This is a genomic window from Microbulbifer sp. NBRC 101763 (genome assembly GCF_040371615.1).
GTDB classification, from domain to species: Bacteria; Pseudomonadota; Gammaproteobacteria; order Pseudomonadales; family Cellvibrionaceae; genus Microbulbifer; species Microbulbifer variabilis.
Map to the genome: position 1 here is coordinate 1,033,578 of NZ_BAABQV010000001.1, position 21,973 is coordinate 1,055,550.

The 21,973-nt window shown below is 46.2% G+C and carries 18 protein-coding genes; 11 read left to right on the forward strand and 7 right to left on the reverse strand.

What is annotated here, in order from left to right; translation table 11 throughout:
- Complete coding sequence (locus ABWV76_RS04780; protein ID WP_353375371.1) at positions 1-687, reverse strand: LLM class flavin-dependent oxidoreductase; 687 nt, start codon at positions 685-687, stop codon at positions 1-3.
- 189 nt (positions 688-876) lie between these two features.
- Positions 877-1,866, reverse strand: a complete 990-nt coding sequence (locus ABWV76_RS04785) for an alpha/beta hydrolase (protein ID WP_282950668.1) — start codon at positions 1,864-1,866, stop codon at positions 877-879.
- A gap of 1,008 nt (positions 1,867-2,874) precedes the next feature.
- Between ABWV76_RS04785 and ABWV76_RS04790 the strand changes: the two genes are divergently transcribed.
- From ABWV76_RS04790 to ABWV76_RS04820, 7 genes are all read left to right on the forward strand, one after another.
- On the forward strand, positions 2,875-3,228 hold the full coding sequence (locus tag ABWV76_RS04790) for a MerC domain-containing protein (protein WP_353375372.1): 354 nt from the start codon (positions 2,875-2,877) through the stop codon (positions 3,226-3,228).
- A 77-nt stretch (positions 3,229-3,305) separates the two neighbouring features.
- Entirely contained in the window at positions 3,306-3,755 is a 450-nt protein-coding gene (locus tag ABWV76_RS04795; protein ID WP_353375373.1) for a ZrgA family zinc uptake protein, read from the forward strand.
- 2 nt (positions 3,756-3,757) lie between these two features.
- Positions 3,758-4,225, forward strand: a complete 468-nt coding sequence (locus tag ABWV76_RS04800; protein ID WP_020415334.1) for a Fur family transcriptional regulator — start codon at positions 3,758-3,760, stop codon at positions 4,223-4,225.
- A complete protein-coding gene (locus ABWV76_RS04805) occupies positions 4,225-5,265 on the forward strand; it encodes a CobW family GTP-binding protein (RefSeq protein WP_353375374.1) in 1,041 nt (346 codons plus the stop codon). Before ABWV76_RS04800 ends, ABWV76_RS04805 begins: the two co-directional genes overlap by 1 nt.
- 122 nt (positions 5,266-5,387) lie before the next feature.
- The gene (locus tag ABWV76_RS04810) at positions 5,388-7,751 is read left to right on the forward strand and encodes a M1 family metallopeptidase (RefSeq protein WP_353375375.1); all 2,364 of its coding nucleotides are present in this window, start codon (positions 5,388-5,390) and stop codon (positions 7,749-7,751) included.
- Between the two features lie 108 nt (positions 7,752-7,859).
- Positions 7,860-8,345: a DUF6702 family protein gene (locus ABWV76_RS04815; RefSeq protein WP_353375376.1), complete on the forward strand. Its 486-nt coding sequence runs from the start codon at positions 7,860-7,862 to the stop codon at positions 8,343-8,345.
- A gap of 471 nt (positions 8,346-8,816) precedes the next feature.
- A complete protein-coding gene (locus ABWV76_RS04820) occupies positions 8,817-9,422 on the forward strand; it encodes a hypothetical protein (RefSeq protein ID WP_282950662.1) in 606 nt (201 codons plus the stop codon).
- Positions 9,423-10,180: 758 nt separating this feature from the next.
- Here the strand turns inward: ABWV76_RS04820 and ABWV76_RS04825 are convergent.
- The 3 genes from ABWV76_RS04825 to ABWV76_RS04835 form a co-directional block, all read right to left on the reverse strand.
- Positions 10,181-10,396 carry a PD-(D/E)XK nuclease superfamily protein gene (locus tag ABWV76_RS04825; protein WP_282950661.1) on the reverse strand — a complete coding sequence of 72 codons (216 nt, stop codon included), beginning with the start codon at positions 10,394-10,396 and terminating at the stop codon, positions 10,181-10,183.
- 164 nt (positions 10,397-10,560) lie between these two features.
- Positions 10,561-12,867, reverse strand: coding sequence for a TonB-dependent receptor (locus ABWV76_RS04830; protein ID WP_353375377.1), 2,307 nt, complete (start codon positions 12,865-12,867; stop codon positions 10,561-10,563).
- Between the two features lie 42 nt (positions 12,868-12,909).
- The gene (locus tag ABWV76_RS04835) at positions 12,910-13,632 is read right to left on the reverse strand and encodes a DUF1826 domain-containing protein (protein ID WP_353375378.1); all 723 of its coding nucleotides are present in this window, start codon (positions 13,630-13,632) and stop codon (positions 12,910-12,912) included.
- Positions 13,633-14,262: 630 nt separating this feature from the next.
- Between ABWV76_RS04835 and ABWV76_RS04840 the strand changes: the two genes are divergently transcribed.
- Positions 14,263-16,488 (forward strand): S46 family peptidase, encoded by a 2,226-nt coding sequence (locus ABWV76_RS04840; RefSeq protein WP_353375379.1) that lies wholly within the window; start codon positions 14,263-14,265, stop codon positions 16,486-16,488.
- Between the two features lie 51 nt (positions 16,489-16,539).
- Here the strand turns inward: ABWV76_RS04840 and ABWV76_RS04845 are convergent, their stop codons facing one another.
- Complete coding sequence (locus tag ABWV76_RS04845) at positions 16,540-17,163, reverse strand: DUF3299 domain-containing protein (RefSeq protein WP_353375380.1); 624 nt, start codon at positions 17,161-17,163, stop codon at positions 16,540-16,542.
- Positions 17,164-17,249: 86 nt separating this feature from the next.
- Here ABWV76_RS04845 and ABWV76_RS04850 point away from each other — a divergent pair, with 86 nt between their 5' ends.
- Complete coding sequence (locus ABWV76_RS04850) at positions 17,250-17,987, forward strand: ABC transporter ATP-binding protein (protein WP_353375381.1); 738 nt, start codon at positions 17,250-17,252, stop codon at positions 17,985-17,987.
- Positions 17,977-19,185: an ABC transporter permease gene (locus ABWV76_RS04855; RefSeq protein WP_353375382.1), complete on the forward strand. Its 1,209-nt coding sequence runs from the start codon at positions 17,977-17,979 to the stop codon at positions 19,183-19,185. The genes ABWV76_RS04850 and ABWV76_RS04855 overlap by 11 nt, the downstream gene beginning before the upstream one ends.
- Positions 19,186-19,304: 119 nt before the next feature.
- Here ABWV76_RS04855 and ABWV76_RS04860 read toward each other — a convergent pair whose 3' ends face one another.
- Entirely contained in the window at positions 19,305-20,924 is a 1,620-nt protein-coding gene (locus tag ABWV76_RS04860; RefSeq protein ID WP_353375383.1) for a (2,3-dihydroxybenzoyl)adenylate synthase, read from the reverse strand.
- Between the two features lie 121 nt (positions 20,925-21,045).
- Here ABWV76_RS04860 and ABWV76_RS04865 point away from each other — a divergent pair, with 121 nt between their 5' ends.
- Complete coding sequence (locus ABWV76_RS04865; protein ID WP_353375384.1) at positions 21,046-21,783, forward strand: thioesterase II family protein; 738 nt, start codon at positions 21,046-21,048, stop codon at positions 21,781-21,783.
- The last annotated feature ends 190 nt before the right edge of the window (positions 21,784-21,973 follow it).

The window sequence follows — 21,973 nt, forward strand, 5'->3', positions numbered from 1 at the left end:
TTATTCCTTTTCATTAAAATGTGGGAGAATTAATTCAGAAATTATTCCAAGTGTTTCTTCAATATTTACCCGGTTAAATCGGAGGTTCAGAGCAACATGGTTAACTCCGATCTCTTCTCGCGATTTAAGGTATTGATATAATTGGTTAATTCCCAGTCGATATCCCAAGTGTATGGGGTGTGGTAGGGCATCCGGAGTTTCAGTTATATCAATATAGAGAGGTTCCATCACTGGCTTGTTAATGGCAGAGTTATCTCTCAATTGGCCAATAAATTGTTTTTTCGCGATATGTGGGCGAGGATAGGTGATCCAACCATCTCCGTTGTTAGAGAGCCAGTCTGGGGACTGCTGAGAGGAGCCCGTTATCAATAAAGGCAGCTTTGTTTTTTCTGTTTTGGGCAATATGTCCAGATCGCCAGAAATTGCTCCAAAGTAACTCTGAAGTTGGGGGTAGGGCTCTGCTACACGGCGAATATATTTATAGCTCTCCCGGAACAGTTTCCCTCGCTCCTGATACGAAACATTCATCGCAGGATATTCTTCCGGACGATCGCCGTTGGCGATCCCTAGAATTAAGCGCCCGCCTGAGATTTGATCAATAGAGGCAGCAGCTTTTGCGATCCTGACCCAAATCGTACTGAATCCCAATTTCTCCACAAACTGAACTGGCGTAATATGATCAAGCATGGTTTGAATTTATTGTATAATTTTTTATGGGGTCACAATTCCAATTGAATGTTTTCCCGGTTTGAATGTGGAGATATAATCTAAATTGATACTAGGGAAGTATTGATCTTTATCTTTGTGTTTAGGTTCTAAGATGACGACTCCTGTATTGTTCGAACAGGAGAGAATTGGTTGTCAAGTTTTATAAGATTAATTTTGGGTAGTGTTGAGCCAACTAATGATTGCTTTATGTTCGACTTCCCCTATTGTATTCATGCTCGGATGATATCTGTCATGAATTTTGATGATCTTGATATTGTCATTTCTCAACTGTTCGAAATCTGCGTAAGGCGAAATTTTGTCCGAATCTGAGAGTATTAGTAGTGTAGGGGCCTGGGAGGACTCAATAATAGGTAGTATTTTTGTATCATTCAAATTGATTTTGGCTTTTTTTAAGGCTAAAAGCGCACCCTTACGGAAGTCCTTCTCAGGAATAATTCTGCTTAGCAGGGGGTGGTCACGTTTTGCATAATTGTATACAGCTTCATCAAATGGCGGCATCGGAGCCAAAAGAATAATTCCACTGATATCTGTTCTTAAAGAGGAAATGTATGTGGCCGTTAAGGCGCCCATAGAATTTCCTACAATATAAATTCTCCCACTGTTGATAACCCCTTCCTCAATTAGGCTGCCAATAAGATTGTTGATATATTTACTGTCTTCTACCCCATATTTCCTCCTGCCACCCGAGCCACCATGGCCAAGTAGATCAGGAACAACAACCTGAAATCCTAGAAAGCGGAAATACAGAGCTGAATTAAGCATAAATTCTTTGGCGGTTCGAAATCCATGTAATAATATTACAGTGCCAGAGTAATGTCTTTCTAAAGAATTTCTACTTAAGTTAATCCCTACAACATTCTTCCTGTCTCCCTCTCCAAATTTCACAGAGTACTGTAGGTTGTTGCTGGTTAAAGGTGGTCCGTAATAATAACTAATGCAGTTGTTTTTTTTGATTGGGCAATATTTATCTTTTTTGAAACCTAAGTCTTCAACTTTAATATTGCTTGTTTCTTCATCAAGGGCGAAGTTTTCAGCTTCCTCTATAAATCTGGCAATTCTTTTAGAACAAGCCGAGGTGGCTAGGCATATTAAGGCGACAATGGTCGTTCTAATTAAAGTTTCTTTTAATGTCATCATGCTTGGTTTAATTGATAACTGTAATTAATTTATTCGACGCTTAGATCATCATGATACCGAATGAATAATTCATTCGAAGATCTTCCACTGCTGCTCGCTCTTGGTCTACAGTCTAGTCGATCTGATTCAAATTGGATCTACATGTCCGTTACCTTGTTAAAAGTAGTATTCATTGGCGAATGAAAACAGGTGAGACCGTTGGTGATTTATGAATGGATCCCTCCCAGGATGCGTAAGCGGAGTAAAAAAAGTATCTGGCTCTCTTGCCCCGCGGACTCAGGACCATAATCCAACATGATCTGACCTTATCTTTGAGGTATATTATATGAGTAATCTTCGCTTCGGCCGGCAGGACAACAACGTGAGGCGTTTCGATCTACATTTGGGTCTCTTATAATTCCACCCGCTATGCTCTGTGATGTTAGGCTGCTTTTGTAGAGTTGACTAAGTTCTGAATTTCCGCCATCTCTGGATTGTCTCCTGTAGACTTTTTCAATGAGGGGTAATCTCTCAACGTGTATAGTATGTTACTGGTTAACAAATTTTTTGGCTTTAGAGCTTGTAGCTACGTAATTTTTGTTACTTTGATTTTTATCAAAATTTATCGAAACAAAATAAATAAATTACAGAAATTAAAGTACCCTAAAGGGCCCGCTGTCAACATTGACAGCTCAGGCTCTTCCCGATATTCCTGGTCGCCGTCAAGAATATCAGCCTCAAAAAAGCTGAGTATCTCTAGTGTTTCCTCGGAGACTTGTGTTGTTTTCGTAGCCTTATTAGCGATAAGGAAGGCTTTGATGTCCATGTAGTAAGGATAATTGCTTTTCATTCATATAGTCTGAGGTGGGCATCCCCAGCAGTTCCTGCTCATTGATTCGCGGCATTGCATGAACCTTTAGTCACACTGCTCTGTTTGACTTGAAATATTTTACATATGATATAACATATCATTTTGTTGGCTGAAGTGTGGCTATCTGTCTTAATTACTCGAAGATTAAAAGGATTGTTGTGAGAGATACTTTAGGGATTTTGGCTTCTGGAGTTTGCCTGGTGCACTGTCTTTTGACCCCTTTATTACCGTTATTGGGTGGTTTGGGGATATTGGGTGCACTGCAGGGCGACCAGTTTCTCCACTTGCTTTTACTCGTGCCGGTAGTGACCTTGGCTTTGGCCAGCTTCCCGGCCTCCTGTCGACGCCATCAACGCTATGCGGTAATGGTCGTGGGCTTCTCTGGGGCACTGCTATTGGTTGGGGCGCTTTACTTGGAGGGAGTATGGGAGCTAGTCGCCAGTATCCTCGGTGCTGGCTTGTTAATCATTGCCCACGGGGTAAACCAGCGCTTGATATATCGGGTGGCTTAGGTTGATTAGGTGAGGATAATGAATTTTGCACGGGTTCCGTTGGTTGCTTTGTTTGTTGCCGGTCCAGTTGCGGAGATATGGGGGGGCATACTCACGGTGAGGCAGTAATGTACCTGGTGGCCGAGGCAGATAGAGTCCGTATCGAGCTGGAGTCACCTTCAGTCAATCTGGTGGGGTTTGAGCACGCGCCACGTAGCCATGCTCAACAACAATTGTTGGATCAGGTGTCCCTCGAACTTGCTAAGCCTGATCTTTTCCTGGAGTTTGTTGGAACCAATTGTAAGCCCCGAAGCGTGGATGTTGAGGTGCCTTATAGCGCGGAAGTTAGCAGTGATAGTTCGGTACATAGCGGTTTCCATGCTAGCTATGAATTCAAGTGTGATAATCTGGCACAGTTCAACAGCGTTATTGTTACCCTGTTCGAGAGATTTCCCGGTATTCATGGGATTGCAGTGCAATGGGTCAGCTCCGGTCGACAGGGGGCTGAACTGCTCACTGTTAAAGACAACAAACTGCAAATGAAATAGCTATGAAAGCATCCCAAATCAGACAGACCCTGAGTGTGGCAGAACAAGCCTGCCGTAGCTCAGGGGCGCGCCTGACTGAAAAGCGCAAGAATGTTCTTACCGTTTTGCTGCGGTCTAAAACCCCGCTCTCAGCCTACGAAATAGCGGAGCATTACAATAGTGACGTCGGCGACTCAATTCCTGCCATGTCAGTCTATCGAATGCTGGACTTCCTGGCCGCAGAGAACTTGGTTCACAAGCTTAATTCAGAGAACAAGTATCTGGCATGTGCTCATATTGCCTGTGATCACAGCCACCAAACCCCACAGTTTTTAATTTGCAACCGGTGTAGCAAAGTAAGGGAAATTGGCATCAGACCGGAAGTCATCACCGCGCTGCGCGATACGGTTGAAAGTGCTGGGTTTCATCTTCAAACGTCGCAGCTAGAGTTGGATTGTGTCTGTGATGAATGTAGCCGGGAAGCAGCTTAGTGGCGGCTAGTCAGTTGATACGCGGGGTACCCGCCAACGTTATCACCGGTTTTCTGGGTGTTGGCAAGACGACCGCAATCCGCCACCTTCTGGAAAGTAAGCCCGATGATGAACGCTGGGCTGTTCTGGTCAATGAGTTTGGAGAGGTGGGTGTTGACGGCGCACTTTTTGAACCGGACCAGGAAGACAGCATTTATATTCGGGAGGTACCCGGAGGCTGTATGTGCTGTGCGGCGGGCTTACCAATGCAGGTTGCTTTAAACCAGTTACTGGCCAAAGCCAGGCCCCATCGTTTATTGATCGAGCCCACGGGTCTGGGGCATCCGCGAGAGGTACTCGAAGCGCTGTCCGACGCTGTACGCGGCGGTGTTTTGAACCTTCGTGGTACGCTTACTTTAGTGGATGCCCGCTGTATAGAGGACGACCGCTATTTGCGTAGTGAGACTTTTCGGCAGCAATTAGAAGTTGCCGACCTGGTGGTTGCCAACAAGTCTGACCTCTATGGTCCTGAGGACTTGCAAAACCTTCAGCGTTTTCTCTCATTTTTAGGTGAAGGCACAGAAAAACCTCTTCAAGTGGTGGAGCAGGGGCGTATCGAACTAGACTGGCTTCTACTTTCAAGTGGTTTCCAGGTTTCTACAGGGAATGATCACCAGCATCCGGTAAATCAGTCGGTGGATGAAGTTGAGCTATTACCGGAGTGTGGTTATCTCCGCTCAGAGAATAGTGGAGAGGGGTACTACAGCTGTGGCTGGCGTTTTAGCCCTGAATTTATATTTGACTATGATGTGCTCTTTTCACTATTCAGCGGCGCTGAAGCTGAGAGAATCAAGGGTGTATTTATTACCGAGCAAGGTGTATTTGGATTTAACAAGGCTGACAAAGTGCTCACAGTATTGGAGCTGGATGATACTTTGGAAAGCCGGGTGGAGGTGATTAACCAGGTACCCTTGGGCTGGGATGAGATGGAGAAGTCCTGGATCGATGCTCTGGTAGATAATCAGGATGCAGAAACAAAAGTGTTTTATGAATCCAAATAGTTGTTAGGCCGGATATTCAAATCTGGCCTGGCTTATCGCAAATGCTTGCAAAGACCCTGATCATTTTTTGGGGACCGTGTTCTATAAAATTGTAATCTGACGTAAACCTCTGAAGTAAACCAATGAATATAAAATTACTCGGCCGCTTAACAGTGGCATGGCTTGCTATGTCCGGCTTTTCGGGCAGCTTTGCCGCAGACCCCCTAAATGTAACCGGTGATAAGTTCCGCCAGCTGGAGGAGCTGCTGCCGACACCTAATAGCTATCGCACTGCGTCGGGAGCTCCGGGTCATGCCTATTGGCAGCAGCAAGCGGACTACGATATCAAGGTGTCACTGGATGATGATAAGCAACTGATAACCGCTTCAGAGACCATCACTTACACCAATAATTCGCCAGATACACTGCGTTATTTGTGGGTGCAACTGGATCAAAATCGCTTCAAGCCTAACTCCTCTGGTAATTTGGCGAGGCCGGTTAACCTGGAAGCCATTGCCCCGGATACCATCCCGTTTAATAGTTTTCGTCATGCGGTGGTATCTGGGGAGTTTCCAGGGGGATACCAGATTACTAAAGTGGTTGACACACGGGGGAGGGAGCTTAGACATACTATTGTTGATACTGGTATGCGAATTGACCTGCCCCAGCCACTGGCCTCCGGTTCCAGTGTGAGCTTCCAGATTGGTTGGGCTTACAAAGTTGTTGAGCAAAAAGTGCTGGGTGGTCGCTCCGGTTTTGAATATTTCAAGCGCGATGATAACTACCTGTACGAAATAGCCCAATGGTTCCCGCGTATGGCCGCCTATAACGATGTTAGCGGCTGGCAAAACAAGCAGTTCCTGGGGAGCGGCGAATTTGCGCTTGAGTTTGGAAATTATCGTGTCGCTATCGAGGTGCCGGCAGATCATATCGTTGCCGCCACCGGCGTTCTTCAAAATCCGAGGGATGTGCTGACTTCCAAGCAGCGTGAGCGTTTGCGAAAGGCCCGTACTGCGAATAAGCCCGTGATGATTGTCACTAAGGACGAGGCCCTGGAAAATGAGAAAAGTCGTTCAACTGAGCGCAAAACCTGGGTTTTTGAAGCAGAAAATGTCCGTGACTTTTCCTGGGCATCTTCGCGTAAGTTCTTGTGGGATGCACAGGGTTATAAAAAGGGCGGTACCGACACAATGGCAATGTCCTTCTATCCAGAAGAGGGCACTCCTCTGTGGGATAAGTACTCTACAGAGTCCATTATTCATACAATAGACGTCTATAACCGCTACAGTTTTGATTATCCCTATCCGGTATCTATTTCAGTCAACGGCCCTGTGGGGGGAATGGAATACCCCATGATCACCTTTAATGGTCCGCGGCCAGAAATTGATGAGGAGGACCGCAGTAAGCGTACTTACTCCCGCCGCACCAAGTATGGGCTTATCTCGGTCATCATTCATGAGGTAGGGCATAACTACTACCCGATGATTATTAATTCTGATGAGCGCCAGTGGACCTGGATGGATGAGGGGCTAAACACCTTCGTACAGTTCCTGGCTGAGCAGGAGTGGGAGGAAAAGTATCCATCTCGCCGCGGAGATGCGCGAAAAATTGTCGAGTATATGAAGAGCGAGAACCAGGTTCCGATTATGACGAACTCGGAATCAGTACTTCAACTCGGTAACAATGCCTACGGAAAGCCGGCAACTGCACTGAATATCCTGCGTGAATCCATTATGGGACGTGAGCTGTTCGACTTCGCTTTCCGAGAGTATGCCCAGCGTTGGAAGTTCAAGCGCCCTATGCCTGCAGATTTTTTCCGTACTATGGAAGATGCATCAGGTATGGATTTGGATTGGTTCTGGCGCGGCTGGTTCTACACTACTGATAATGTTGATATCAGCCTTGATGCCGTACATCACTACACCGTTGGTACACAAAACCCTGAAGTGGAAGGGCCTTGGAAGCGCGCTCAGCATGAAAGGGAACCGGAGACTATCACTGTTATTGAGAACCGCGCGAGAAAGTTGACCCGTATCGTTGATGGTAAACCAGAATTGGAAGACTTCTATAACAAGCACGACGAGTTTGATGTTTCCAATGCAGATCGCAATAGCTACCGAAGTAAGCTGGAGGATCTGGAGGACTGGGAAAAAGATTTACTCAAGGTTGAGAGTAATGTCTACGTGCTGGACTTTAGCAATATTGGTGGCTTGGTAATGCCCCTGTTCCTGCGATTGGAATATGAAGATGGAAGTGTTGAGGATTTGCGTATCCCCGCTGAAATCTGGACTCGCAATGCTAAGAAGACCTCCAAGATGCTGGTGAGGGATAAGAGTAAGGTGCTGAAGTCAGTAGTGCTTGATCCCCACTGGGAAACAGCGGATGTCAATGTAGAGAACAACTTCTACCCACGCCGCATTATCAAGTCGCGCCTGGAGCTATTTAAGGATGAAAAGCAGCGTAATTTGATGAAGGATTGGGATGTAGAACTTAAAGAGGCAGGTTAAACCTTGGAGAAAATTGCAGCTCACTGATAATTGGTTTGGGGAGCTGCAATTTGTGTTTTTGACGCAAAATATCCATCTGAAACATTCATTATGTATTGGTAGTAATTGATGAAAGTTTTATTTTCCTTTTTGCTGGTAGTAACGACCTTAGTAATTGCACTCCAGGCAAATGCACATCGCTATCATTTTGGTTTGACTAGCCTCTCAGTAAATGAACGCACTCAAACACTGGAGATTTCCCACCGATTTTTTGTTGCTGATATTGAAAAAGCTTTGTCAATAAGTGCCGGTAAAGAGTTGAATGAAGCACAACAACAGATGGAGAACTATGTCAATTCAAGATTCCAGGTTAGCCAGAAAAATGGCGATGTGTTAAATCTCAATTGGGTAGGTATGGAAGCCGATGTTCATGATATCTGGATATATCAGGAAGTGCCTTTGGTAGATCTTTCCAGTAAAAAATTGAGCATTAAGCAATCGATGCTGATGGAGATTGAGCGGGACCAAGTGAACACTATTACTGTAAATAATAGCAGTGAAAATCAAAGCTATACCTTAAAGTCAGGTGAGAGTAGGGTAGAGTTCAGTTTGTAATCTGATCATATACTAGTTAATCACTATGAATAGTGAGTGATATGTGGGGTTTCAGCATACCTCACTCACTCTAACCAAATTCAGTCACTTATTATGGCTGTTGGTACCGTTATACAGTTCTACTGTTGTGGCCATTAGTGATAATAGCCACTGGGTCCAATTATTACTAATCAACCTGTTTTCAATAAGTGAAAAACCTCTTAAGAATCTAAAATATCAAAACGACTGGTAAGACCTCTGAACCCTCTCAGCCGGCGGAATAAGTTCTCTATCTCGCTCTGTTCTCTTATATGCCAGGCCGTCTTTACTTTATACGAGAAAATCCATGAGAACGTAGGCGTTAAAATCCATTATTGATAGTCTCTGTAGATGTAACTTGAGACTATCTTTTGAGCGCTACAAAAGTATATCTTCAAATGGGAAATATCAGTTTATATTCAATTCGACTTTTAAATTCCAAGGGAGACACTCATGACGAAGCATTCATTTTTACTCACAGTGGTTTTGATTGCCCTTGTCTTTGTGAGATTTGAAACGTCAGCTGAAGAAGACAATCTTAATTCCATCAAAAGTGGCAAGGGTATCATTTGCAGTAATGAGTATGTCTTATGCACATCTGCCCCCTGTATTCCAGACCCCAGGAATCCGGATTCAAATGCAATATGTAGGTGTGATGTTAACAAAGGATTGAACTTTGGGTTATCAGAATGTAAAACCCGGATACCTGCGACCAACTCAAACGGCGTTAAAAAAGCCTTGTCGACATTTTCTTTCGCTCAGGCTCCTACTAAGCCTGTACTTTCCTGCCCCGAGGGTAAACCGTGGACAGATTGCCTGGATCAGCCTTGTATTGTCGACCCAATGAATCCGCTCAAGGCCATATGCACATGCAAGATTGTACGTGATAAGCCTTTTGTAACTTTTGGAGGGGATTGTGTTTCTCTGACTTGTGATACGGGTTATTGGTCAGGTGCAACTGCAGAGTCCTATCTTGAGGCAAGTAGACAGCTTATGAAGGCAGTTGATTTAGATGAAATGCCCGCTAAATACTGTGTGGGAAGGCCCCCTGAGATTTAAAAGTGATTCCTGTATCATTCTGAGCCTTTCCACGGCTTCAGCCAATCGTTAAAAATGATATTCGATTTTTTCTATACGGTCCGTTGATCGTTAAATTGATTTGCTACTCGTATATATCTGCAAAAATAGATGTTTTATGTCTATGGCCAGATGTATCTCTTCAAGTCTGGTGCCTCCTAAATCAGCATTTAGACGGATACGTATCTGCGAAAGACTCCCATTTGCCTCGACAATCAGATTATTGCCCGAGCCAACCAGATTGAATATCTACTGAGCGATTGTTAACGCAACATAAACATCTAAAGAAAAACGGAAAATTCCGGGATCTCCGCTTGTCAGTGAGTGGAATAGTCCTATTGTATTTTTCTTTCATATCTATTTAGGGCACTTCTCCCCGCAAATCAAAGGTTGACACAATAAGAAAATTGTTTAAATAGAGGCTCAAGCGGAGCAAAAACATAGTTTTTCCAGGTATATTAACCTGGCTCCTTCTATTTACTAACAAACCCCTTCAGGAACATTCCTGACTCTAGATGCGCGAAAGCTAAGTCGCGTCATGGCACTGCCGGAGCATTAAAAATGGTCCACAGGCTGTCGCTAAATAAAGAGGTGGATGGATATCTAAATTTTATATGGTGGTGATATATGACTAAAAAATCTTTACATTTTCTTCATTTTGATAAGTTGGATTGATTTTTATATTCTTTGTCAGATTTTCATTTTTCGCAGATAGGCCAAAAGTGTTGATAGGTGCTAGATTATATTTTTTCACGCACTTGCTTAAACCAGTTGAGGACTTTCTGGTGGTGCTCTTGCCCATATAAGAGAACAAAGTTACGGGTATGGTAGTTATTCTTATCTTGGAGTGCGCTGATACGTTCATCAACAAAGCCTGGTGTTAGCTCAATACCGCATTCTATCGTAATACAATGCAGCCAAGCATTAAAATCTTCGGGTACTATTGGCTGAGTCATGTTAATTCCTAATTAGACTTTTGGTAACTGCACGTCCTATGGGTGAATTTATAGAAACGCTAGAATATTTCTCAGTACTTATTGAGTACTACTCATATAAAAGAAAAACCACCGGTAATAATCATTGCCGATGGTTTTTTTTGACTGACTAGAGCTTCCCTTAATTAAAACATGCCCCGCAATCCAAGACTAAAGTTCCTCCCGGGGAGTGGAGCAAGTTCTTTCAGGAAGGATGAATGCACATAGGCTAACTTGTCAGTTAGGTTATTACCCTTTAGGTAGACTGTAAGGTTGTGCGGATTTCCTAGAAAAGTGTACGCAAGCTCAGTACTCAAAAGTGTGTAAGCAGCGGTGGTAGTTTCCAGTTCTGCGACTTTGGTTTGCTTAAACGCGTGCGTAATCTCAATCCCTGCATCCCACCCATTGGAGCTATAATTTAGCATGCCGCCCAGTCGCATGGGTGGGATACGAGGCAAATTACCTCCGTTATCCAGCTTTCCACGAACAGTATCTCCCCACAATGTCAGTGTGAGAGGCTTGGATAATTGCCAGGCAAATTCAGCTTCTAGACCGTAGAGTGTCGAATCCGCTTGATCGAAAACATAAACCGGCAGTTCGCCATGATCATGACTCTCTTCTTCTTCGTGATCGTGTTCTTCAAAGTCTTCGCTGGTGTAGCCCGTATTGCGTTCGTAGTAGAAATTATCTATCTGGTTGTAGAATAAGTTCAGTACCCAGCCGATATTTCCTGAATGCCTGCGAAAGCTCAGGTCAATGTTGTTGGATACCTCTTCATCAACATTGTTTTCATAGTAAAAATAGGGTTCTTCTGTGTCATCATTTAGTTTAAAAAGCGCGCCGACTTCGAAGCTACTGGTGCCGATATGGGGGCCATACGAGAAAAGTTCAGCGGCGCTGGGGGCCCGTTGTGCGTGGGTAAAAGAGATCCCGGCATTGTAATTGGCGGCGATATCCCAGACCAAGCCAGCAGAAACGCTATAGGGCGTGAAAGCCAGTTTATCGAGATTTTCTCCTTCCCATTCATCATCGGCAGCTTCAACCGTGACTCTTTCGATACGGGCCCCTAATTGCCATAGGAATTCACCCGTGTGCTTTTCTTGTATCAGCCCAATTGCTGAGCTTTCTGTTGTGCTCGGCGGGGTGAAGGCCTCTTCACCTATCGCTTCAAAATCTGTAGTTTTGCTCTCCAGGGTTATTGCGCCGCGCCATCCGGCCCTTTCTTGCAGTAATAGGTTGACCCGAGCTTGAAGTGTCTGATTGCTGAATGTTGTACCGACAGCGTCGTTTTCGATTTCAGAATGTTCGTAGTCTGTGTATCCAATTCTGGTGTCCAGACCGCTCAACCATATGTTGTCCAGAGACAGTTCACTGACCAACTGCCATCGGTCCTGTTTCAAATCAGAAACTACTTCTTCTTCATGTTCATCATGATGCTCTGATTCATCATCTTCGTGTTCATCAGAGTGACCGTGCCCGGGAATACCATTAACTCGCTCCAGGCGTCCATAGGCAAGGCCGATAGATCCATTATCTAAAAACCAGTTGCCACCAATATTGAACCCGTTGCTTTCTGAATCGCTGTTCTCTAATACTCCTCTGGAATGTTCGTCATGGTCGCCCGAGGTGGGAATTTCATAGTCGTCACCTTTGCGCCAGAAACTGTCCACGTGGTATGCCAGCTGGTCATTACCGCCGGTATGAGCCAGTGAAGCTTCGCGCTCATTTGCAACAGTATTGCTTCCCAGCGAATAAGCAGTCCTGTTTTCACCAGAGGTGGGTATTCTCTCGTCTACCACATTGACTACACCACCGATGGCTCCGGACCCATAAAACAGGGTGGCAGGGCCTCGCAGGATTTCTATCTGCTCTGCGGTAATTGTCTCTGTGGCGACGATATGATCTGGGCCAACTCGGGAGGCATCAGCGCTGTCGAGTCCATTTTGGGTAATCAGAACACGGGGGCCGTTGAGCCCCCGGATGATTGGACTACTGGCTACTGGCCCAAAGTAGCTGGAATGAACTCCCACTTCATTTTTGAGGGTTTCTCCCAGAGTGGAGGCTTGTTTTCGACGCAGCTCTTCGCCAGCGACTACGGTTACAGGTTGTGCCGACTCAATAGTGGAGGCATGTAATGGTGTGGCTGTTACATCGATTTGTTCGATAACCGTGTGTTGCAGGGTAACCTTGAGGGGCTCATCCTGACCGGCTTGTAAAACTATTGTTTTGTGGCTGTGCCCTGGGGCATTGATGTGGATTTCGCGGAGTTGCGAAGTATTCACCTCAAGTGAAAATCGGCCCTGGGCATCTGTTTGGGTCTGTAGTCGACTTCCCGCGACTTCAATACTGGCGCCATAGATGGGCTCTCCGGAAGTATCTAATACCTGTCCGGAAATTCCATGGGCCAAGTTTGAAAGAGTCATCAGTGCGAAAAGGTTCGCGGTAAATTTCATGGGTTATTCCTAATAAGAGTTTTACGTCCCAGTAAGCGCTCCTCACTCGTCGGCGGACCCGAAATCGAAAGTGAGTAGCAGTCGCAGTTGGCCGGGCTCGACACTCGGCGAGCGGTGGATTAGACCGGCCCCTTCATTGCCCTCCCAGAGTTCGCCTTTGAGAAGGGCAACCGAGCCGCATGCCAGGTGATTGATGGAAGTTGGAGGGAATTCCTGGTTAGCCTTTAAGTCGAGCGTATTTGGGTGAATAGAGTCTGGTGCCAGCCACTCTGTACCCGTACCTAAATATGTCGTAATCAATCGGCAGGGCACCCGATCTACATGAAACTTGGGGCACATTGCTCCGTTCAGGGTTGTTAAACGAATACCGACTCCACTTAGCTCAAATAGGTAACTGAACATATCTGCCAGTAGCTGGATATCAGCACACAAGTGCGGGTAGGGAGCAAGCTCTGGCAATGCTTCACCGAGGCGCTCGATCTTGGCGGTAGGTAATAGAATCCTGCGGTTGGGGTGTACACCACTATTTAAGAGGGTACGGCAATCACTGGCTATGCTACTGGGCAGTTCCCGTTGCCAGATGGCCATATTGATATCAGCTTGGAAAATATCTGCTAATACTTCTCCATTATCTGCAGATACGGCCCGACGGGTATTTGGCAGGTATGCATCTGACAGTCCTTCCTCTTTCGGAGCCAGTTCAGCACTTGGAGTTTGTGTGATAAGTGTCTCATGGCTTCTTTCTGTAAAGTCGGTCAGGCTCAAGCTAATCTCCAATTAAGTAACTTCGGCTAATAAACACTATTTTCAGAGGCTTTAATTGCTTTGCTCTCTGCTGTGGCGGGCGCTGCAATACCTAAATTCCTCACTCGGACTACCCACTCCTCAATGCAGGCTATGATATAACATATCATATTGAGAATGGTCGGCCTTGGCAACCTCCAACATTGGGGTGAATCAAGCTTGAAGACCGAATTCATCGGGAGTTCTGATAGCTGGAGGGAACCTTGGTGAGGCGTATTGACCACTGCCTGGCGCAAGTAGATTATTCGGCGATGTTCTTTTTAGCTGCAAAACCGTTTATCGCAGATTTCTTTCTTGCTGTCGTCGTAATTCACATTTTGCTCAGATTTGATTGGATCAAAATGATACAATGTATCAATTGTGTATTTATGGTTTATCCCACTTGAGTGGAGGAGCCAGGGAAATAATGGCAATGATTGGCAGGATTTAGCTAGGGGTGCAGTTTCGTGCCGGCCTGCAGCCGGGGAGGGTGTGTTAAGCTGTCAGCCTGCCGTGTTTATGAGTGAATTTTCGGTGTACCGGAAAAGACAGGGTTAGCGTTGGGAAGTACCCAAAATTAACCTGTTATTTTTTAAATATTGCTGAGTAAATATGAAAATCAATAATTCTATTGTTTACGGGGTTGCAACTGCTGCATTATTTGCTGGAGCGAGTTGCGCCAGCCTCGCCGCAGAGAAAGAGAGTGTTTCGACTGAAGGCATGTGGCAACCTCACCAGTTGCCTGAGCTGTCCAAAGAGCTTCGGACTCATGGCCTGGAGCTGGACCCAGCCAGCATGACCAAGCTTACCGAATTTCCAATGAACGCGGTGATCAGCCTGGGGGGATGTTCCGCTTCCTTTGTCTCTCCCACGGGATTGGTGATTACCAACCACCACTGCGCCTACGGTTCAATTTCATACAATTCAACTGAATCCAAGGATTTACTGGCTGAAGGTTTCCTGGCCGGAGATTTGTCTGAAGAGCTGCCTGCTGCACCGGGCTCCCGCGTCTACGTCACCGTTGCAATGAACGAAGTAACGGACAAGGTTAACGAACGCCTGACAGATGAGATGGATGGTGCTGCACGTTTTGCCGCTATCGAAGAAGCGGAGAAGGCGCTGGTTTCCGAGTGTGAAAAAGATCCGGGCCATCGTTGTGAGGTCTATAGCTACTACGGCGGTTTGAACTACTACCTGGTTAAGCAGCTGGAAATCCGCGATGTGCGCTTGGTTCATGCGCCGGCGTCTTCGATTGGCAAATTCGGCGGCGATATCGATAACTGGATGTGGCCTCGCCATACCGGCGATTACGCTTTCTACCGCGCCTATGTTGGCAAAGATGGTAAACCGGCTGATTATTCCAAAGATAATGTCCCTTACGAGCCCAAGCACTATTTGCCTGTAGCGGCAAAAGGGCCTAAAGAAGGTGATTTCGTGATGGTTGCCGGTTATCCGGGGCGTACCAACCGTTATCGCACTGCCCAGGAAGTGGAAAGCAACTTCAACTGGTATTACCCAAACATGCAGCGGGTACTGGGTGAATGGTCGGAAACGATTGGTGCGGCAACTGCCGACAATAAAGATGCAGAGTTAAAGTATGCAAGCCTCGTGGCAGGTTTGAATAATTACTCTAAAAACTTTACCGGTATGATGGAGGGTTACCAGCGCAGTGATCTATTGCAGCGTAAAGAAAAGCTGGAAAAAGATTTGCAAGCTTGGGTGGATTCAGACAAGGCCCGCGAGAAAAAATACCAGTCGACGATCGATGATCTTGAGGCGCTGGTTGTAGAAAAAGAATCAACCCGTGAACAGGACCTGGCCATCGATTATATGGATCGTTCAGCCATGCTGGGTGCCGCGAGCAAACTGTATCGATTGGCCAAAGAGAACGAAAAACCCGATGTTGAGCGCAAGCCGGGTTATCAGGAACGGGATCTAACCCGATTCAAAGAGGGCATGCGTCGTATAGAGCGCAGCTATCACCCATTAGTCGACAAACAGATCTGGCTTTACTTTCTGGACCGTTACCAGGCGCTCCCGAAGGAGCAGCGTATAGCCAGCTTTGATCGTTACTTGAATATCGGCAAAGGCAATACTGACCTAGAGGCAACTTTCGACAAAATGTATAAGGAAACAGAGCTTTCCGATGTCGAGGTACGTGAAGCGTGGATCGGTAAAAAGCCTGAAGACTTCAAAGAGAGCAAGGATCCGTTTATCCAGCTGGCAGTGGCAATGTACGATGATATGCTTGCCCGTGAAGAGCATGAGGAATCCATGAAAGGGCGTTTCGCCCAATTGCGCCCACAGTATATGGAGATGCTGATAGATTATTACCACTCCCTAGGTAAGCCGGTCTACCCGGATGCAAATAGCTCTCTTCGCGTGACTTATGGCCTGGTTAAAGGCTATGAGCCACCAGCTGGAACAATTAAAGAGGCAGCAGATGGTAATGACGGTAAACAAGGCTTTGTACCTTTTACAACATTGCGTGGTATTAAGGCAAAGTATACCGGCGAGGACCCCTTTGATGCCCCCAAAGCTTTGATGGAAGCGATCGATAAGAAGAACTATGGCCGTTACTATGAAAAGCAGCTGGATTCAGTACCGGTTAATTTCCTAAGTACCGTAGATATTACGGGCGGTAACTCAGGATCTCCGACAATGAATGGTCGCGGTGAGTTGGTGGGAGTCGTATTTGACGGAACCTACGATAGCATCAATGCTGATTGGGACTTCACTGATAGTACCCGGGCGATTCATGTCGATATCGCTTATATTCTCTGGGTAATGGAGAATATTGACGGGGCCGGATACTTGGTTCGGGAGATGGGCCAGTAGCCGACTATAGTTGAGTTAACGTCCTCAAGTGAGCAATGCTCACTGAGGGCGTTATTCTTTGTAGGGTTGAATGTTATCCACTTCCATACTGTAAGCCGCAGTACCGAACTCACTCTCCATTTTTAGTGTTCTTAGTTTCCCTTCTATAGAGAAAGGCTCGTACAGAGCCTCAATTTGAACTCCCTCAGGAAAACGGCCATGGATAACCTGGTTTGGCGGTGGGGGTGGCAGATGAATACAGGCTCCGAAATAGGGCACAAAAAGTAAACGGGAGATCGTTAATTCGTCATTGAATTCAATCGGGACGATAAATCCGGCAATACGTATCTGTTGATTGTCAAACTCTGGTTTTATTCGGGTAGAGGTCAAAGCAGCTTGGTAACGGCTTTCATTTTCAGTCGTAGTGGTAATAGCTGATGTGTTAGGCATTGAGTCGGCAGCCGAGCCTTCAACAATATCATCTATGTATTCTGGTGGGTTGAGTAACGCATCCAGGTCATCTTTCGGGATTAACTCTTCCCAGCTGACTTCTCGATAATTGATACTTACTTGTTTGACTTGAGTATGTTCTGCAACTGGGGGCGAAACTGGACGAGTTTCAATTCGACTGTCACAGGCAGCAGCGAGTAGTGCGGTGGTCAGGGTGCAGGCTGCCGAAAGGGGAGTTCTATTCATGGCTCGGATTTATTTACTATATAAAATGATGTGATATATCATTATATATCTGTTTGCAAAAATCCATGCTGCAAATGAGGTGCAAGATGAATGCCTTCACTACAAGACCTCAACTTGCTATTGAGGTGGAGCAGTTGCGCTTCGCTTATCGTAAAGGCCCGGCGGTTTTAGAAGTCCCCTATTGGTCGCTACCAGTGGGGGAGCAGGTGTTTTTACGCGGCCGCTCCGGTAGTGGCAAGTCAACGCTGCTGAACCTCCTGGCAGGCATTCTGGTTACAAAATCGGGGAGCCAAAAGGTTCTAGGCCAATCGTTGGGTGAACTGAGTGAGCGCAAGCGGGACCGTTTCAGGGCAAAACACATTGGAGTTGTATTTCAGCGATTTAACCTGATTCCCTATTTGAGTGTGGAGGACAACATTCGTGTCGCCACCCACTTCGCTGGTTTCCGGGGCGATTTTCGAGGCAGGGTTAGGGAGTTGCTAGGGGGGCTGTGTTTGGGAGAAGAGGTTTTACCCAAGAAAGTGGTCCACTTGAGTGTCGGGCAGCAACAGAGAGTGGCAATTGTGCGTGTATTGATCAATGAACCGGAATTGTTACTGGTTGATGAGCCTACATCAGCTTTAGACCCCGAAGCGAGAGATGCATTTGTCCAGCTGTTGATGAATGCTTGTGAGCAAAAGAAATGCACACTGGTTTTTGTCAGTCACGATAGCTCCCTGGAACGACACTTCCCTTTGGTTGCGGATATGCGGGAAATAAATATTGCCTGGAAACTCAGGCCCGATTGGGATACTGCACCGGAGGCGTTGGCCGATGTTTATTAAGCTTGCCTGGCATAGCCTGATGCAGCGTAAGGGAAGTGTATCCCTGGCCGTTTTGTCTGTGGCAGTGAGTTTGATATTAGTGTTGGGTATCGAGCAGTTGCGAAGCCATACTAAAAGCAGCTTTGGTCGTACGGTGTCAGGGGTAGATCTTATTGTTGGAGCGCCCACTGGACAGTTAAATCTATTACTGTACAGCATATTCCATATCGGGAATGCCAGTAACCGTATTTCATGGGAGAGTTACCAGGAATTTGCTCAGCTCACGCAAGTTAATTGGGCTATTCCCCTATCCTTAGGAGATTCACATCAAGGTTATAGAGTGGTGGGAACCTCAACTGGATTTCTCGATCACTATCGGTATCGGAATAAGAGGCCATTGGAGCTTTCAAGTGGCCAGAATTTTGTCGATGCTTTTAGTGTGATATTGGGGGCGGAGGTTGCTCGTGAGCTAGACTACCAACTCGATGACTCCCTAACATTAGCGCACGGCTTGGTTGGAACTCATTTTACTGAGCACGATGAAAATTCATTTGTTGTTAGGGGGATACTCAAACCCACAGGTACTCCAGTAGATCGAGTTCTGTACGTAAGCTTGGCAGGGTTGGAAGCGGTCCACGGCGCTGATGTGGAGCATGATGATCTGGTGCCAGATAACATTACTGCCTTTTTGCTGGGGCTTAATTCCCCAATGGCTACATTCCAGGTGCAGAGAAAAATTAACGAATACTCCAAGGAGCCTCTATTGGCAATATTGCCGGGCATTGCATTATCGGAGCTCTGGCAGATACTGGGAGGTATTGAAAAGATATTATTTTTTGTCTCTGCGATGGTTGTTTTAGCTGCATTACTTGGCTTGTGTATCTTGCTACTTTCTACGATGCGTGAGCGAAGATCAGAGATAGCATTGCTGAGGACTATAGGATCGGGCCCATTGTTTCTATTTTTATTGATCCAGGCTGAGGCACTATTGGTTTTGCTTTTAGGTGCTGTAATCGCAGTTGCAGGGCTTATATTAGGAGTCTGGCTGGTTGAGCCGCTGTTGGCAGATCAGTTTGGAGTTTATCTTGATGGATTTAGTATGGGCGAACATACAATCATGCTTTTGGGGGCAGTGCTTGTTAGTACTTTGATAGTAGCTGCAATACCCGCTATTAGTGCATGTCGGCAGGGTTTAAGAGATAGCCACTGGGTAGGTTGAGCGGATAATTAGGCGCGGTATGGAGTATTTGCCCTCGTGTTTATTTAAAAAGTACGTCCTTTTTTGGCCAGTAGCATCACTAAACTAATCGAAATTGATTGTTCAGTGATGCATTAGGGCTAATCTACTCCCTGCTGATTTTCTTGCTCCAAAAGCTTCTTCTTATCAATTTTACCTACGGGGGTAACTGGAAGGCGAGATAATACTTTGAGATGTTCTGGTAGCTTAAAGGTGGCTAGGCCTCTTTCGGTCAGGAAGTTGCGTAACATTTGTAGGGTGGGCGCATTATCTGCACATACAATAGCTGCTCCAACTTGCTCTCCTAGCACTTTATCCGGCAAGGGCATAACAGCTGCTTGTTGAATGCTGGGGTGGGCGAGTAGGTGCTCTTCAATTTCGTCGCATACAAATGTTTCCCCGCCCCGATTCACAACATCTTTGAGTCGCCCGGTAACTACAATATTGCCATTGTCCAGAATGCGTACACGATCCCCGCTGCGATAGAAGCCATCTGGGGTAAAAGCGCGTCGGTTATGTTCTTCTGCACGGTAATAGCCTCTCAGTGTATAGGGGCCGCGAGTGAGCAGCTCTCCTTCTTCTCCGGCTTTCACTTCCTGTCCGTACTCATCGACCACTTTTAGAGTATCGAGGGAGCTCATAGGTCTGCCTTGAGTATTGGTGATGGTTTCATCGTTATCTTCGTAGTGGGTGTAACATATCAAGCCTTCGGCCATACCGAATACCTGCTGTAGTGCACCGGGAAAAGCATCTATTGCAGCATTGGCGTCAGTTGGACTCAGCTTTGAGCCACCGACTTGCAGTAAGCGGAGAGAGCTTAAATCAGTATCTTCCCACTCTGTCGCTGCAGTCCAGACCTGAGCCAGTGCTGGGACCAGGGCTGTGGCGGTTACGCCGTAGCGCTCTATCAGCTCGAAGCAGTAGTCCGGGCTTGCATCTTTGGTGAATATTACCTGCCCACCCATGGATAGCGTGCCCAGAATGCCGGGGCAACCCAGTGGAAAATTATGGGCGGCGGGGAGTACTGCCAGGTAGATTTCATCTTTTCCTAAATTACAAGCGGCGGTAGCGCAGGTAATGTTGTAACGATAGTCATTGTGGGTGCGTGGAATAAGTTTCGGAAGTCCTGTAGTGCCACCGGAAACGAGGAATAAGGCTGGGGCGTTGGGGTCTACGGGAACTGGGGTGAAGCCTTGGTATTCTCTTCTGGGCAGGGGAGGGAATGTGTCATTTTCATCAGAGCTGTATATGCCTCGCAAGGTCGGAGATTGCGAAGCAATTTGTTCTGTCATGCTTTGACGGCTTTCACCACTTTCCGCTCCTGAAGTGATATAGATACTGGCACCCGAGACCTGTGCAAAATGGCATATTTCATTTTGGCGATGTGCAGGCAAAGCTAGTACAGGAACCAGTCCCGCTCGAAATAAGCCGAGCAGGGCTGTAATAAAACTGACCTGGTTGCTCCACTGGAGTATTGCCCGCTCCCCAGCTTTGTAGCCTTGTTCCACCAGGCCTGCGGCAATACTATCGGCCTCGTTAACCAATTCTGTGTAAGTTAATTGATCCGATAGATCCCGAACTGCGCATCGGTTGGGAAAGTTTTTCGCATTACGCGTGATCAGCTCCCAAATAGGTTGGTTATCCCAAATTCCTTGCTGCTGATAGAAAGCCTCTAGTTCCTTTGGGTGAGGCGTGTAACCATTAAGTAAATTATTTTCCATGCTGGTCTCCTGAAATGTTTGGGTGGAGCAGGCGAGTGATTTTTTGAATCTTCTTTGGATTTCTAAATTAAGAATTAACAGTTAGTATTCACGGCTTCAAATTTCTTATTGAGATAAATTTATGTCCGGCGCTTGGCTACAGATTCCTCGCCCTCAACCTAAAGCGGCTATCCGACTTTTGTGTTTGCCTCATGCTGGTGGTTCAGCATCACTTTACCGGCCCTGGGCGAAATTATTGCCAGCTTCCATAGAGTTGGTTCTCGTATGTTTACCGGGTAGGGAGCAACGCTGTAATGAAGCTATGCCCGCAGATATGCAAACTTTAATTGCTTTGTTAAGTAGGGCTATCAAACCTGTCATCGATAAACCTTGGGCAGTATTTGGGCACAGTATGGGAGCTACAGTTGCTCATGAATTGGCTCTCTCCTTGTATCGCGAAAAATTGCGCGGTCCTGAACACATATTTGTCTCTGCGCGCGAAGCGCCACAATTTCAAAAGAGTGGAAACGTACACCAGTTGAGTGATGAGTCTCTCTGCCAACAACTTATTGAACTTGGTGGTACTGCCCCTGAATTATTAGAGATTCCTGAGTTAAGAGCCCTGCTGCTTCCCACTATACGCCAGGATTATCGATTGATCGAAACCAGCAAGATGTCCTCGGACCAACTTTTAGATTGCCCCATCACCGCGATGCTAGGACGGGATGATCCTGAGTTGAGCACCGATGAAGCTCGGGGTTGGCAGCAGTGGACCAATGGTGAGTTCCAATTGAAAGAATACGCAGGTGACCATTTTTATCTGTCAGATTGTCCCGATCTGGTTGTTGGCCATATTGTTCAGAAGCTCCGCTTGACCTAACTGCATGTGAAGTTAAGTTGGCCGTATAAAACCTTTCTGTTTCTTGTAACGCTATCAAAATCAATTGTCGGGAGAATAGGGCTGTTGAGCGGCTCTATATTCGCCATCGTTCAATAGATAGCGGATCTCTACTTCGATTAATTCGAGATCGTTATTTTTGATGATGTTCGAATTATTTCTCTTTAGTAAC

Bases quoted from the DNA above. Each gene is read 5' to 3' on its own strand.
- ABWV76_RS04780 (WP_353375371.1), bottom strand. From the start codon at position 687: ATGCTTGATCATATTACGCCAGTTCAGTTTGTGGAGAAATTGGGATTC.
- ABWV76_RS04785 (WP_282950668.1), bottom strand. From the start codon at position 1,866: ATGATGACATTAAAAGAAACTTTAATTAGAACGACCATTGTCGCCTTA.
- ABWV76_RS04795 (WP_353375373.1), top strand. From the start codon at position 3,306: ATGGGGGGGCATACTCACGGTGAGGCAGTAATGTACCTGGTGGCCGAG.
- ABWV76_RS04800 (WP_020415334.1), top strand. From the start codon at position 3,758: ATGAAAGCATCCCAAATCAGACAGACCCTGAGTGTGGCAGAACAAGCC.
- ABWV76_RS04810 (WP_353375375.1), top strand. From the start codon at position 5,388: ATGAATATAAAATTACTCGGCCGCTTAACAGTGGCATGGCTTGCTATG.
- ABWV76_RS04815 (WP_353375376.1), top strand. From the start codon at position 7,860: ATGAAAGTTTTATTTTCCTTTTTGCTGGTAGTAACGACCTTAGTAATT.
- ABWV76_RS04820 (WP_282950662.1), top strand. From the start codon at position 8,817: ATGACGAAGCATTCATTTTTACTCACAGTGGTTTTGATTGCCCTTGTC.
- ABWV76_RS04825 (WP_282950661.1), bottom strand. From the start codon at position 10,396: ATGACTCAGCCAATAGTACCCGAAGATTTTAATGCTTGGCTGCATTGT.
- ABWV76_RS04830 (WP_353375377.1), bottom strand. From the start codon at position 12,867: ATGAAATTTACCGCGAACCTTTTCGCACTGATGACTCTTTCAAACTTG.
- ABWV76_RS04840 (WP_353375379.1), top strand. From the start codon at position 14,263: ATGAAAATCAATAATTCTATTGTTTACGGGGTTGCAACTGCTGCATTA.
- ABWV76_RS04845 (WP_353375380.1), bottom strand. From the start codon at position 17,163: ATGAATAGAACTCCCCTTTCGGCAGCCTGCACCCTGACCACCGCACTA.
- ABWV76_RS04850 (WP_353375381.1), top strand. From the start codon at position 17,250: ATGAATGCCTTCACTACAAGACCTCAACTTGCTATTGAGGTGGAGCAG.
- ABWV76_RS04855 (WP_353375382.1), top strand. From the start codon at position 17,977: ATGTTTATTAAGCTTGCCTGGCATAGCCTGATGCAGCGTAAGGGAAGT.
- ABWV76_RS04860 (WP_353375383.1), bottom strand. From the start codon at position 20,924: ATGGAAAATAATTTACTTAATGGTTACACGCCTCACCCAAAGGAACTA.
- ABWV76_RS04865 (WP_353375384.1), top strand. From the start codon at position 21,046: ATGTCCGGCGCTTGGCTACAGATTCCTCGCCCTCAACCTAAAGCGGCT.